The sequence below is a fragment of the Georgenia soli genome (assembly GCF_002563695.1).
Classification (GTDB): domain Bacteria; phylum Actinomycetota; class Actinomycetes; order Actinomycetales; family Actinomycetaceae; genus Georgenia; species Georgenia soli.
In genome coordinates, this window is sequence record NZ_PDJI01000004.1 from 944,860 (window position 1) to 958,736 (window position 13,877).

Below are 13,877 nucleotides of genomic sequence, written 5' to 3' on the forward strand. Positions count from 1 at the left end.
CGTCGGGAGTTACGCTTTTTCACGGACCGTTAACGCCGTGATGTCTCGGTCAGGAACGAGAGGACGCGGCGGTCGCAAGACTGGGGGAACTTGCCATGGACCAGCCAACTTCCGGCACGCCTGCGCACGGCAGTGCGACCGCACCGACGGACAGAAGCTCGGGAAGCCTGCCGCCGACCACGGCTCGACTGCTGACCGTGCTGCTCACCGCCGTCATGGCGGTGACGTTGTCCGTCACGGGTGCTGCCGCGCCGGCGAGCGCGTCGGACGCGTCCGTCGCGGACCGGATCTTCACGCTGCTGAACCAGGAGCGGGCGAAGGCCGGGCTAGCGCCCCTGCAGCGGGTCGTCGAGCTGGACTCGGTCGCCCAGGCGTGGAGCGAGAACCAGGCCCGCGTCGGGCGGATGTCCCACAACCCCGACTACTCGAGGCAGTACCCAGCGGGCTGGCGGCTCGCGGCGGAGAACGTCGCCTACGCGTCCCAGTCCATCGCCACGGGCGACAAGTTCAACAGCATGTGGATGAACTCGCAGGGACACCGGGAGAACATGCTGCGGCCCGGCCTCACCCACGTGGGCATCGGCGTCGCCACGAGGAACGGCCTCACCTTCGCGACCCAGAACTTCGCGCAGTACCCCTCGTCGACGGTCCTGACGCCCACGTCGCCGTCCGTGGCCAGCAGCACGGTTGACCGGTGGTCCGGTGCGGATCGGTACGCCGTCTCGGCGGAGGTCTCGGAGCGAAACTTCGCCCCCGGTGTCGGCGTGGCCTACATCGCGAACGGCCTGACCTCGGCCGATGCCCTCTCGGGGGCCCCAGTGGCGGCCGCGGACAAGGCCCCGGTGCTGCTGACGCACGTGGGCTCCCTGCCGGGCGAGGTGGCGAACGAGCTCGCGCGTCTCCGACCAGCGAAGATCGTCATTCTCGGTGGCACCGGCTCCGTCAGCTCCGCCGTGCAGAACAAGCTGGGCGCGTACACGTCCGGCCCCGTGGAGCGATGGGCCGGCGGGGACCGCTTCGAGACCTCCGCCGTCATCTCCCGGGCGAACTACCCGAAGCCGGGTGTCGACGTCGCCTACGTGGCGAACGGACTCACCTCGGTCGACGCCCTCTCCGCCGCCCCCGTCGCCGGCATGCAGGACGCCCCTGTGCTGCTGACCCGGCCGGACTCCCTGCCCGGCGCGGTCGCCGCGGAGCTCGACCGGCTCGACCCGAAGAAGATCGTCATCCTCGGGGGGACCGGTGCGGTCAGCCCCGGCGTGCAGCGCCAGCTGGACAGGTACACCGCCTCGACAACCCGCTGGTCCGGTACCGACCGCTACGCCGTCTCGGTCACGGTCTCCAGGGCGGCCTTCCCGAACGGGGCCGGCGTGGTGTACGTGGCCAACGGCCTCACGTCCGCCGACGCCCTCTCCGCGGCGCCTGTGGCCGGCAAGAACCGCGCACCGGTCCTGCTCACCCAGGCGGGCTCCATGCCCGCCGCCGTGCAGGCAGAGCTGAAGCGCCTCGACCCCGACCGCGTCGTCGTCCTCGGTGGCACGGGCGCCGTCAGCGCAACCGTGCAGAACCAGGTCGCCAGCATCACGCGTTGACGGCCAGGGCCCCGCTCTCATTCCTCCTCCTCCGGCGCGGTGTCTGCACAGCGGTCAGCCGACGTCGACGGTTCCCGAGAAGATCGCCACGCCCCCGGGTGACCGCGGACGGAAGGGTCGGCCACGACGCAGACACGCGGATGCCCTCCGCCCGGGGAGACCGACCTGCAGGTCTCGGGCCCGGACGAAGGGCATCTGCTGTGTCACGGCTGTTCCGCCGTGCGGTGGCGTGCGGCTATCGCGCACCGATCGTGGTTCTGATCTGATTCTGGACAGTCGTGCTGACGGCTCCGGTGCCGCCGAGGATGACCACCTGGCTGGGGTTGAGCCGTTTGAGCTCGGCCTGCACGGCGGTGGGCAGGGCACCGGCCTGGGTGAGCAGGACGGGGCCCTTCTTCATGCCGGCCACCGGTGCGGCCGACAGGGCGTCGACCGAGGTCAGTCCGTTGGCGACGTAGACGACGGGTGAGCCGTTCGGGAAGTTCGTCCTGGAGACGGAGACCGAGACCGCGTACCGGTCGGCCCCGGACCAGCGCTCCACCGGGCCGGTGTACCCGTCCAGCTGACGCTGGACGCTGGAGCTGACGGCGCCGGTCCCTCCCAGGATGACGATCTTCTTCGGGTTGAGCCGGTCGAGCTCCGCGGCGACGGCGCGCGGGAGGGTGTCCGAGCGTGTCAGGAGCACCGGTGCGTCCTTCATGCCCGCCACGGGTGCGGCCGACAGGGCGTCGACCGAGGTGAGCCCGTTCGCCACGTAGGCGACGTCGATCCCGGGCTCCTTGTAGTTGGCTCGCGCGATGGCGGCGGAGGTCTCGAACCGGTCGCTGCCGGCCCAGCGCTGCACCGCGCCGGTGGTGTAGCGGTCGAGCTGCTGCGCGACGCCCGAGCTGACCGCGCCGGGACCGCCGAGGATGACGATCCGCTGCGGCTTCAGACGACCGAGCTCGGCAGCCACCTCGGCGGGCAGCGACCCGGCACGCGTCAGCAGTACCGGCGCCTTGTCAGCGCCCGCCACCGGGGCCCCGGACAGGGCGTCGGCAGAGGTCAGCCCGTTCGCGACGTAGGCCACCGCCACGCCGGGTTTGAAGTTGCGCGCCGAGACGTTCGCCGACACCGCGTACCGATCAGCACCCGCCCACCGGTCAACCGTCTTCGTCTGCGGCTCCGGCTGCGGCTGTGGGTCCGGCTGGGGCGCGAGCACCGTGCCGATGGATCCCCACCGGGCCACCATCGGCGAGACCCCGGTGCCGGAGGCCGCCATGACCATCAGCGCACCGTTGACGTTCTCCTTGGTGCTGGTCGCGTTGTTGTAGTTGCCGGCGATCAAGGTTCGTGCGGAACCGGCGAACGACAGATCGCTCGTGCTGGCCTCCTTGTAGAGGATGTCCGCGCCGTCGTTCGCTGCCGTGTAGATGACGCGAACCTTCCCGGCAGTCTCGTCGAGCTGGACGATGCCTCGGGTCCCGATGCCGTCGACCTGGCGAAGGTTGTCCCACGAGCCGGTCGGACGCCTCACGAACAGACCGATCACCGGCTCGCCCACGGTGTCGTAACCCGTCTTGACGGCGGCGTACAGGGTCCCGTTGCTCGCCACGGCCACGTTGAGGTGATCGTCGGCCAGCCCGTGGCCGACCGTGTCCTTGGCCGCCGCGCTCCCGGGATACTCAGCCGCCGTCCACGTGCCGGCGGCGGCGCCGTCGGCGTGGGTGCGGAACACGAACCGCTTTGTCGCCTGGTTCGACCAGAAGACCCCGATGCGGTTGAGCTTCGGCATGGCGGTGACGACGGCGATGTCGTCCGGGTCGATGTCCCTGGCGAGGACCTCGGGCCCGGAGAAGGTCGAATAGGGCTTCGGTGCGCTTCGCACCTCGACGTTGGTCCCGTTGTCGTAGGCGACCCACATGCGGCCGGTGGAGTCGATGTCGATGGTCGCGGTCTCGCTGGCCGGCAGGTTGATCGAGGTGGGGTTCGGACGGCCGGACCACGGCTTGTACGTCTTCTTGACGGAGTCGTACTCGAGGGAGATCAGCACCGGAGAGGTCCCGTGCAGGAGGACGTGCGTGACGGCGCCGACACGCTTGGTGTCCGCCTGAGCAGTCGTCGTCTCAGCCAGGCGAAGGACGTTCGTCCACGCCTTCGCCGTCGCGTCGTAGCGCCACAACCAGGTGCCGGGCTGAGAGTCAGCGGTCGAGGGAAGGACCGCCCACCACCGCCCGTCGTAGCTCCAGAGCTTCGACTGAGGCTTCTCCCCGGTGTTCATCGTGACGGGGATGCTGCTGGGTGCCACGAGCTGGGCTGAGGCAGGAGCTTCCGCCTGGGTCGAGGAGAGAGCTGCCTCGTCGCCGGTCCAGCCCAGCGTGACGAGCCCCGCGTCACCGTCCTTGGCCTCGACCTCCATGACGTACGACGCGCCCGCCTCCGCCTGGAAGCTGACCTCGGACGTGACGACACTTCCGGCGTTGTCGTTCGAGGCGACTGCCGTCAGCCCGTTCGTGGCTTCCTGGCTGACGGTGAGGACCGTGTCGACCTCGCTGCCGTGGGTGTGGAAGTCGTACGTCCCGCTGGACGGTGCCGTCCAGCGCCACCACAGGGTCGGCGCGACCTCTTCGGGTGCCTCCGGACCGTCTGTGGCGGAGAAGTTGGGCTCCACCACGGCGCCGGAGGCTCCCTCCACCGTCAGCGCGTCACTGACGTCCGCGCCGGGCACAGGCGCTGCCGGACTGGGGGGCTCGTTCGCCGTCGGCGGCAGGCCGGACGCCGCACCGGCCGGCCCGAGCGCGAGGGTGACGGCCGCGGCCGTCACCACACCGACCCGCCAGCCTCTTGCGACGATGCCTTGCCCCTTCAGCAGTCCTCTGTGCTCCATCGCCCCGTTCCTCCCGCTCGCCCCGACCGCAACGTTGCGGCCCCGGTAATGTGCGGCCGACGGCCGCTAACCGTGTCGAGTTTCCTCACCTAGAGGTATCCCGTACGGGGCTGTGCCGGGTGAAGGGGGTCTACTCCTGGGGTGAATGCGGGGTGACGGGGCGTCCGCAATGATCCGTACAGATCGCGTCCCGATTCCGGCATTGAAATCGGCCGTCCACCGCTTGAATAGGGGCACGACCGCAGCGTCGTCGCCGTCGGTGCCGACGGCGCCCCCCTCACCTGTCATCAGGAGCACTAGATGCGCATCAAGATCGTTGCTGCGATCTGCGGCCTGGCCGCAACGTTCGGTCTCGCCGCGCCGGCCGCGGCCGCCGACGGCGACACCACCCACATCCGGCTGGCCGGGGCGAACCGGTACGAGACCGCCGTCGCGATCTCGAAGTACGCCTTCGTGCCCCAGTTCCCGGGCGACGACTACCCCGTCACCGTGGCGTCTGGCGCCGACTTCCCTGACGCGCTCGCGGCGGGTCCCCTGGCTGCGGCCGAAGGAGGGCCGTTGCTCCTCGTGCCCAGGGATGGCGCGCTGCCGTCGACGGTGAGAGGCGAACTCTCCCGTCTGGGGCCGCTGTGGATCAACATCGCCGGTGGCGCCGGAGCGGTCAGCAGCCTCATGGAGAGCCAGCTGAAGGACTACGAAGAGGTCTACCGCCTGTACGGAAAGGACCGGTACGAGACCGCTGTCGATCTTGCGGTCGAGACGGGAGCTTTCGACACCACGGTCTTCATCGCCACCGGCTCATCGTTCCCGGACGCCCTCGGCGGCTCGGCAGCAGCCGGCCGGCTGGGCGGCAGCCTGATGCTCACGCGGCGCACCGCCCTGCCCGCAGACACGGCGTTGCTGCTCGAGTACGGGCAGCCGGCGAAGGTGGTCGTCCTGGGCGGTACGGGCGTGGTCGACACATCCGTCGTCCGCGAGATCCAGCGCATCGTGCCGGGCGCCAAGGTTGAGCGGTGGGCGGGCAGCGACCGTTACGAGACGACGGCGGCGATCTCACGCAAGACGTACCCGCAGGGTGCTGACACCGTGTACCTCGCCTCCGGCGCCGACTACCCCGACGCGCTCGCCGGTGCCCCCGTGGCCGCACTCGAGGGCGCGCCGCTCCTCCTCACCCGCAAGGAGTGCGTGCCGGCGGCGACCAAGGCGGAGATCACCCGCCTCGGCGCCACCAATGTCGTGGTGCTCGGCGGCACCGGCGTGGTCAGCAACAACGCTGCGAAGCTGAGGGCCTGCTAGCACACACACCTGGTCGAGCGGCGGGCGCGGGAACGCGCCCGCCGCTTCGTGTCTGGCCCGTGCTGCGGGTCAGAGCCGCGAGAGCTGGTCCTGCACCGCGGCGCTCACGGCACCACCACCGCCGAGGATGACGACCTTGCCGGGATCGAGCCGCCTCAGCTCGGTGACGACGGACGTCGGTAGCGCGCCAGCCTGCGTGAGCAGGACCGGGGCCCCCTGCATACCGGCCACCGGAGCGCCCGACAGCGCGTCGACCGACGTGAGCCCGTTGGCGATGTAGACCACCGGGGCGCCGGCCCCGAAGGTGGCGCGGGAGACGGTGGCCGAGACGGCGTACCGGTCGGCGCCGGACCAGCGTTCCACCGACGTCGTGTACCGGCCGAGCTGATTCTGCACGGCAGAGCTGACCGCTCCCGTCCCGCCCAGGATCACGATCTTCTTCGGGTTCAGGCGGTCGAGCTCGGCGGCCACGGTCGAGGGCAGGGCGCCGGTCTGCGTCAGGAGCACCGGTGCGTTGTTCTTACCGGCCACTGGGGCCGCCGAGAGCGCGTCGACGGACGTGAGCCCGTTGGCGACGTAGGCGACGTCGACACCGCTGTCGAAGCTTGCCCGGGACACCGCGGCGGAGACGGCGTAGCGGTCGGAGCCGGACAACCGCTCGACCGGGCCGGACGTGTAGGTGCTGAGCTGTCGCTGCACCGCGCCGCTCACTGCCCCTGTACCGCCGAGAATCACGATGCGCTCAGGCTTCAGCCGGGCCAGCTCCGTCGCGACGCTGGTCGGCAGGGCGCCGGCCTGCGTGAGGAGCACCGGGGCGTCGTTCATGCCGGCGACCGGTGCGCCGGAGAGCGCGTCGACCGAGGTCAGTCCGTTGGCGATGTAGGCGACCCGCACCTCGGGCTCGAAGTGTGCTCGTGAGGTGGCGGCGGAGACCTCGTACCGGTCGGAGCCGGAGATGCGCTCGACCGGCGTGGTGACCGGCTCGGGTCTGGGCTTCCACCAGTGGGAGTACATACCGAACGCGATGGCGCTGGTGCTCGTCAGCTCGATGTCCTTCGTCGTGCACTCAAGACGGAGCCGGGTGATGCGTCCGCCGAGCTCGCCGTTGCCGTCACGCTCAACCACCACCATCGCGTTGAGCTTGCCGCCGTCCGGGCACTGCTTCGCGACTGTCGACACGGGAAGGCTGCTGGTCCACCTCGTCCGGCTGTCCCCCGGTGCGGTGCCCGTGTACGGGTCGGGCTGGGCCACGAGGTACGGGTGCCGTGCCAGGTTGCTGGTCGCGCGGCTGTGGCCGCCGTTGGTCGAGGAGAACTGGGTGAAGGCGGGAGACGAACCCGCCATCCGGACGATCCCCGCGGTGGAGGAGACGGCTTCCTCGGTGCGCGAGTGCTCCTTGGGCGCCGTGACGTTGCCCGCAGCATCGACCGTGGCGCGGCCGCCATAGACCTGGCACTGCACCGTGTCGCATGTCTCGAAGTAGGTGGACTTCCGTCCCTCGGCCAGTACGTAGCTGCGTGCGGCGACGGCCTGGGCCCGCAGGGCCTGCATGTGCCACGAAGGAGGCACCTCGCGCGGTACGACGCCGCGCAGGTAGTCCTCGAGCTTGACGTCGTTGACGACGTCGAAGGCCGTGGCCGCCGAGCTCGGGGCCAGGCGGATGCTACCGCGGTACCACGTCCCGGTGGTGGCGGAGCTGCTCCTTGCGACGACGACGCCGTCGCCGGTCACGACCCGGACCTGCGTGCCAGTCATGGAGAAGCGTTCCACGACGTCCCCGGTTCGTGAGGTGCGCCGCTCGAAGGCGTACTTGTCGCCGGACCGCGTGACGGTCAGCCGGCCACCGGAGACCGAGCGGGTCCCGCCGCCGACCACCGAGACGGTGAAGCCGCTCTGCCCGGCCGGCGCCCACAGCGTCACGGTGCTGGTGGGCACCAGGGCGAGCGCCGACAGCGCAACTTCCACGGTGCCGTTGCCAACCGTGCCGCTCGTGGTGCCCGGGTAGTAGAAGCCGAGGATCTGGCCGGCCGTGAGCCCTTTCAGAGCAGCACCCTGCGCGCCCCACTGCGACATGCCGATGCCGTGGCCCCAGCCGCGACCGTCCACCTCCCACGCGCCGTCCGCCGGGGCGGGATAGCGCTCCTCGGCGGCCTGTGCCGCTCCCGGCACCGCCACCAGACCGAGAGCCATGAGGCTCAGCACGCTGAACAGCCGCACGGCGACGTTTCGCAAAGACATGGCTCTCCCCCGAGAAGCGACTGGCCGGACGGCAGTCGTACGGACCTCTGGCGTCCAGTTTCCAGGCCCGCGGAGCAGGTGTCGACCAGTTTGACCTGTGAACTTGCCTGCAGGCCGGTCAGCTCAGCGCGGTCATCGACTGCCACCCGGAGCCCACCCGCACGCGCGGCTGCCACCCGCCGGTGCCGTTCCCGGGGTAGAGCCACAGGTAGCCGGTCGCCGCCTCGCGGGCCAGAAGGTCCGGCACGCGGTCTCCGGTGAAGTCGCCCGGGCCCACGAAGGCGTTCATGGCGTTCCAGCCGGTGCCGTACGCGACCCGCGGCTTCCAGCCTCCACGGCCGTTCCCCGGGTAGAGCACAAGACGACCGGTGCCGGCCTCGCGGGCGAGGACGTCCGTGGCGCCATCGCCGGTGAGGTCACCCGGGCCGACGAGGGCGTTGAACCCGTTCCAGCCGGTGCCCACGCGCACCCGCGGCAACCAGCCGCCACGCCCGTTGCCGGGATAGAGCCACAGGTACCCGGTGGTCCGTTCACGGGCCAGGACGTCCACGCGGCCGTCACCGTTGAAGTCGCCCGGTGAGAAGACCGCGTTCATGCCGTTCCAGCCGCTGCCCACCCGCGCGCGCGGCAGCCAGCCTCCAGTGCCGTTGCCGCGATAGAGCCACAGATAGCCGGTCGCCTTCTCCCGCGCGAGGACGTCCGGGCGACCGTCGCCGTCGAAGTCGCCGACCCTGTCGATGACGTCCATCCCGTTCCAGCCGCTGCCAATCTGCACGCGCGGGAGCCAGCCGCTGCTGCCGTTGCCGCGGTAGAGCCAGAGCCTGCCGTCTCCGGAGCGGGCGAGGACGTCGTTGCGCCAGTCGCCGTCGAGGTCGCTCGACGATCCCGTCATCGACGACGGCGGGACAGCCAGCGGCGTGAAGGCGTAGGCGCCGCAGGTCCGGTCGTAGTCCCGTGTGTCGTCGTACCACTGCGAGAGGTAGACGCGTCCGCCGGAGAAGCTTGGCTGTGTGCAGCGGTCCGCGGCCTCTGTCGGGTAGTCCAGGCGGCCGGCCGTCGCCCAGACGGGAACCGCGGGGAGCCGCCAGCCACCCGTGATGTCCTGCCACCCGGAGGTGTAGGAGTACACCCCGTAGGAGAAGCCGGCTTCGCGCAGCCCGCGCATGAGCCCCTCGACGACGTACCTGTTCTCGAGCCGCTGCTGCGCCGTCGCGGTCGGCCAGGGCTGCGCCGGACGCGGCTCGACGTCGATCCACACCACCGGCGGGCGCCAGCCGACGCCGTTCAGCGAGGCGACGGCTGCCGTCGCCTCCGCGTAGCCGACGTTGCTCAGCTGAGCCGCCCGGGTGGTTCCGCGCCACGGTCCGGCGTTGCGGTAGGTGGCGAGCTGCGCCGTCGTCGGGAACGTGGACATGGCGTACGCGTGGGCGGGTTTGCCGTTGGACCGTACCCACGCCACCTGGTCCGCGAGGCAGAGGTTCTCGGTGAAGGCCAGGCCCTTGGTCAGGCCGACGACGACGAACTGGCTGGACGCCGGCGGCATCGGGAGCCCGAAGCCGTCGGGGGCGGGACACTGCGGCCAGGAGATGTCGTGGCCGTACTGGGTGGCCGCCGCCGCGGGCGCCGCCGGCAGCAACGGGGTCAGGCCGAGGAGAGCCAGTGCGACTGCGGCGAGCCACCCAGTCGCACGCCGACCGACAGAGACACCGCAACGCTGCAGCATCGTCATTCCCCTTAGCGTCACCGGCTGTCGCTCCCACCGGACATGTCCAGTGTCCTCCTGGGGAACGGCTGGGGGCGGCAGATTCGACGGGACGGACACTCCGAGTTACCGGCCGCCTACGGATGCGTAAGAATGGCCCGATGCGAGGAATCATTCTGGCCGGCGGGTCCGGCACCCGTCTGCACCCGATCACGCAGGGCGTCAGCAAGCAGCTCGTTCCCGTGTACGACAAGCCGATGGTCTACTACCCGCTGACCACGCTCATGCTCGCGGGTATCCGTGACGTCCTGGTGATCACCACCCCGCACGACGCGGAGTCCTTCCGCCGCCTGCTCGGTGACGGCTCTCAGTTCGGCATCTCGATCTCCTACACCGTGCAGGAGGTGCCCAACGGGCTGGCGCAGGCCTTTGTGCTGGGCGAGGAGTTCGTCGGTGACGACTCTGCCGCGCTCGTGCTGGGCGACAACATCTTCTCCGGCCCCGGCATGGGCAAGACGCTCTCCCGGTTCGAGGACATCGACGGCGGAGCCGTCTTCGCCTACCACGTCTCGGACCCGACGGCCTACGGCGTGGTCGAGTTCGACAAGGACTTCAGGGCGCTGTCCCTGGAGGAGAAGCCGGCCGAGCCCAAGAGCTCCTACGCCGTGCCCGGCCTGTACTTCTACGACAACGACGTCGTGGAGATCGCCAAGAACCTCGAGCCCTCGGCGCGGGGCGAGTACGAGATCACCGATGTCAACAAGGCGTACCTCGAGCAGGGCCGTCTCAAGGTCGAGGTCCTCCCCCGGGGCACCGCGTGGCTCGACACCGGCACGTTCGACTCCCTCGCCGACGCGACCGCTTTCGTCCGGACCGTTGAGGCCCGGCAGGGCCTGAAGATCGGCTGCCCGGAGGAAGTTGCCTGGCGCAAGGGCTGGCTGTCCGACGACGAGCTGGTCGAGCGCGCCGAGCCGCTGCGCAAGTCCGGCTACGGCGAGTACCTCATCAACCTCCTCGTGGACCGTCTGTAGCGGTTCGTCATGGATGTGCCGGGCCGTCCTGGCCCGGTACATCTCTCGCTGATCAGCCTGAGCTCCGCAGGGCGTCAGCCCGCACTGGGCCAGGAGCCGAGATCTTTGATAAAGATGTCCGCCACGTTGTTTGTGTCGGCCGGCACCAAGTTATCTGCCACGGACGAGAAGGCCACGAGACGACCGTCGTTCGAGATCGTCGGCGAACTCGAGTAGCCGTTCCCAGGTGTCCCGTCCAGCGCCGCAGAAGCACGAGTGGTCCGGCCCGCGACGGTGTCTCGCACAAAGACGTCCTTCATGGCGGATGACTCCTGTGGGAAGTAAGCATGCCCCTGGTTGGTGAAAACAACGAACCGGCCGTCAGCAGAGAGATCGGCTTCCCGCGCCGGATTCACGGACTGTTGTCCGGCAGGACCGACGGAGACCCGAGCGCTCCTTCCTGAACGAGCGTCGAAAAGGTAAGCATCCTCGTAACCGTTCGTATCCATCGGATCGAGTTGGAGAGTGGACACGAAGAGGACGAACCGACCGTCAGCGCTAATACCCGCCAGACTCAAATGATCCGCTTGCCCCGAAATCTGAGTTCCGTCGTGCGCGACGGTAGCCCGCTTGACGGCACCTGTTCCCCGATCGAGAACGAAAATGTCGGGAGCCTCGTTGGTGTCCCCCGGGATCTCCGGTGCTGTAGAGACAAACGCGACGTATCCCCCGTCGGCCGACAACAGAGGCGAATGGCGTGCCGCTGCCGGTCCATCCGCAGCGACCGGCTCGGCCAGGAACTCCTCCTCTTCGGTGACGAGGTCGCGGACCACAAGACTGGAGGGCGGCGCCCCGGGACCACTCTCCCTCGAGGCGCGATAGACGAGCCACCGTCCGTCTGGGGACAGTGAGGGCTGACTTCCCTCCAGCCGCCGGACCTGGTCCGGGTCCGTGTCGTTCCATAGAATCACCGTGCCCTGCTTCTCCACAGCAAGGCGCGAACCATCGTCTGAGAGCGATATGGGACCGGCGTAGGTGAGGTCGAGGCATCGCGCATCTTCCCTCAGACATTGGGTGTGCCCCGTCTGCAGGTCGCGAACGTATGCGAATGGGTAGCCCAAAGCAGTCACACCATCTGCCAGGCCTGAGGCATAGGAGTAGAAGGCGACATGTCTGCCGTCCCCAGCGATCACCGGCCGTTGGGAATCCCACGCGGCCTGCCCACCGTCGACTTTCAGCGATACGCGATCGACCCTGCCCGTCCCAACCCTCGGAGGCGGCGCAGTGCCTTGAATACGGCGAACACCGATAGTCTGTCCGCCTTGCCCGTCCCAGTTGCCGACGAGTGCCTGATCAGTCGCTCTGCCAAAGGAGAAGACGCGGTCCGCCGAACCAGAACCGATCTCGTACTTGACGTGGTAAACGTTGCCGCGGCGGACGGCGAAGCTGTCACGTCCTCCGGATCGCCACGAACCGACGAGCACTTCGTCGCTCGATCGGCCGTACACGAAGACCCGATCGGCAATTCCTGATGAGATGGAATTCCGAACGTAGAAGACACTCCCACGGCGGACCGCCAGGGTATCGGTGCCATTCCCGTCCCAGTCCCCCACGAACACCTCGTCGTTCGCCTTGCCATAGATGATGATCTTGTCAGCGGGCCCCGACGTGTTGGTGTTCCGGAGGTGGTACGCGTTCCCCCTGCGTACGGCAAATGTGTCAACGCCGTCCCCGTCCCAGTCGCCGCTGAGAACAACATCGCCAGCTCGGCCGAAAGTGAAGGAGAAGTCCTGAGTTCCGGCGTGGCGATAACTGAGGGCGATGTTGCTTCCCCTGCGGAGCGCCAACGTGTCCCGTGATGGCATCCCAGACGCACTCCGCTTCCACACCCCCGCGAAGATATGATCGGTTGGGGTCGCGTACCTATACGTGAGAGCGGCCGGGCCACCAAGTTGGTCGGCGAGATAAACGACAGACTCGAGCTCTGACGTCGACGCTGTTGCGCCCAATGATCGTAGCCCGACGCGCGTCGTGGCCTCAGCCCCATGTACGGAGGTCGTTCCGACGGTCGCAATCAAGACACTAAGCGTGGCCATACCAACCGCCGCCATGACCGCAGGTTTGAGTCGATACGGCGAGAGCGCACGAAGCATGGTGGATCTTCCCGTCGAGCTTTCAGATAACGCCTCAGGTTAGAACCAACTGGAACCCTTTGAGAGCGGAATTCGACCGTATCTGTCTTCCAGGTATGGAGTGCTGCCTATCCGAGAACCGCCGGAGCAGCAGCGTGCCAGCGCTGAGCCCAGTGCCCAATCGGCTTGATCCCAGCCCGATCGAGGGCTGCATGTCCGAGCACGGAGTAACTAGGCCGGGGGGCCGGTCGAACGAAGGCGTGAGACGTCGTCTCCCTCACCATCTCAGGGTCCTTCCCAAGCGCCTCGACGATCGCCCGGGTGAAACCGTGCCAGGAGACCTGCCCCGACGACGTGGCGTGGTACGTCCCGGCCGGCACCTGCGCGTCGACCAGGCGGACAACGAGGTCGGCGACGTCCGCGGTCCAGGTGGGCTGCCCCAACTGGTCGGAGACGACCTGGAGCTCGGGCCGCTCGCCCGCCAGCCGTGCCATCGTCTTGGGGAAGCACCCGCCGTGGGCGCCGTACAGCCATGCGGTGCGAACGACGAGATGGTCAGGGTTCTCGGCGCGCACGGCCCATTCCCCGGCCACCTTGGTGCGGCCGTACGCGGAGCGCGGCGCTAGCGCCGCGTCCTCGGCGTACGGCTCGTCGGCCTGCCCGTCGAACACGTAGTCGGTCGAGATCTGGACCATGCGCGCCCCCGCCTCCCGGGCGGCCCGGGCGAGCAGCTGCGGCGCCACGGCGTTGAGGTCGAAGGCGGCGGCCTCCTGCGCCTCGGCGTCGTCCACGGCGGTCCAGGCCGCGCAGTTGACGACCACGTCCACGTCCCGCACTTCCCGGGCCACCGCGCCGGCGTCCGTGACGTCCAGGTCGGAGCGCCCGAGCGCCCGCACCTGCTGCCCATCCCCCGCCAGCCGTTTCACCAGGTCCGTGCCGAGCATCCCCGCCGCTCCTGTGACGATCCACCTCATGCGTCTACCTCCGTCGTTCCCGTTCGCTCCCGCGAGCCTAGCGCCGGGCCCGACGGACCCCGCACCG

General features: G+C 69.2%; 8 protein-coding genes. 3 read left to right on the forward strand and 5 right to left on the reverse strand.

Annotated features, from left to right (window positions below):
* The first annotated feature begins 197 nt into the window (after nt 1-197).
* Complete coding sequence (locus ATJ97_RS05665) at nt 198-1,592, forward strand: cell wall-binding repeat-containing protein (RefSeq protein WP_170037139.1); 1,395 nt, start codon at nt 198-200, stop codon at nt 1,590-1,592.
* A gap of 235 nt (nt 1,593-1,827) precedes the next feature.
* On the opposite strand, the gene ATJ97_RS05670 is transcribed toward ATJ97_RS05665, so the two are convergent.
* Nucleotides 1,828-4,458, reverse strand: a complete 2,631-nt coding sequence (locus ATJ97_RS05670; protein ID WP_098482899.1) for a cell wall-binding repeat-containing protein — start codon at nt 4,456-4,458, stop codon at nt 1,828-1,830.
* A 300-nt stretch (nt 4,459-4,758) separates the two neighbouring features.
* Here ATJ97_RS05670 and ATJ97_RS05675 point away from each other — a divergent pair, with 300 nt between their 5' ends.
* Entirely contained in the window at nt 4,759-5,754 is a 996-nt protein-coding gene (locus ATJ97_RS05675) for a cell wall-binding repeat-containing protein (RefSeq protein WP_098482900.1), read from the forward strand.
* A gap of 69 nt (nt 5,755-5,823) precedes the next feature.
* On the opposite strand, the gene ATJ97_RS05680 is transcribed toward ATJ97_RS05675, so the two are convergent.
* Nucleotides 5,824-7,992 (reverse strand): cell wall-binding repeat-containing protein, encoded by a 2,169-nt coding sequence (locus ATJ97_RS05680; protein WP_098482901.1) that lies wholly within the window; start codon nt 7,990-7,992, stop codon nt 5,824-5,826.
* A gap of 118 nt (nt 7,993-8,110) precedes the next feature.
* Nucleotides 8,111-9,721 carry an FG-GAP-like repeat-containing protein gene (locus ATJ97_RS05685; protein ID WP_098482902.1) on the reverse strand — a complete coding sequence of 537 codons (1,611 nt, stop codon included), beginning with the start codon at nt 9,719-9,721 and terminating at the stop codon, nt 8,111-8,113.
* Nucleotides 9,722-9,855: 134 nt separating this feature from the next.
* On the opposite strand from ATJ97_RS05685, the gene rfbA reads away from it, so the two are divergent.
* Entirely contained in the window at nt 9,856-10,725 is an 870-nt protein-coding gene (gene rfbA / locus ATJ97_RS05690) for a glucose-1-phosphate thymidylyltransferase RfbA (protein ID WP_098482903.1), read from the forward strand.
* Between the two features lie 74 nt (nt 10,726-10,799).
* Here rfbA and ATJ97_RS19400 read toward each other — a convergent pair whose 3' ends face one another.
* Nucleotides 10,800-12,782 carry a TolB-like translocation protein gene (locus ATJ97_RS19400; protein WP_170037141.1) on the reverse strand — a complete coding sequence of 661 codons (1,983 nt, stop codon included), beginning with the start codon at nt 12,780-12,782 and terminating at the stop codon, nt 10,800-10,802.
* A 182-nt stretch (nt 12,783-12,964) separates the two neighbouring features.
* Nucleotides 12,965-13,810: a dTDP-4-dehydrorhamnose reductase gene (gene rfbD, locus ATJ97_RS05695; protein WP_098482904.1), complete on the reverse strand. Its 846-nt coding sequence runs from the start codon at nt 13,808-13,810 to the stop codon at nt 12,965-12,967.
* Between the last annotated feature and the right edge of the window lie 67 nt (nt 13,811-13,877).

Coding starts and splice junctions, on each gene's coding strand:
- ATJ97_RS05670 (WP_098482899.1), bottom strand. CDS start 4,458: ATGGAGCACAGAGGACTGCTGAAGGGGCAAGGCATCGTCGCAAGAGGC.
- ATJ97_RS05675 (WP_098482900.1), top strand. CDS start 4,759: ATGCGCATCAAGATCGTTGCTGCGATCTGCGGCCTGGCCGCAACGTTC.
- ATJ97_RS05680 (WP_098482901.1), bottom strand. CDS start 7,992: ATGTCTTTGCGAAACGTCGCCGTGCGGCTGTTCAGCGTGCTGAGCCTC.
- ATJ97_RS05685 (WP_098482902.1), bottom strand. CDS start 9,721: ATGACGATGCTGCAGCGTTGCGGTGTCTCTGTCGGTCGGCGTGCGACT.
- rfbA (WP_098482903.1), top strand. CDS start 9,856: ATGCGAGGAATCATTCTGGCCGGCGGGTCCGGCACCCGTCTGCACCCG.
- rfbD (WP_098482904.1), bottom strand. CDS start 13,810: ATGAGGTGGATCGTCACAGGAGCGGCGGGGATGCTCGGCACGGACCTG.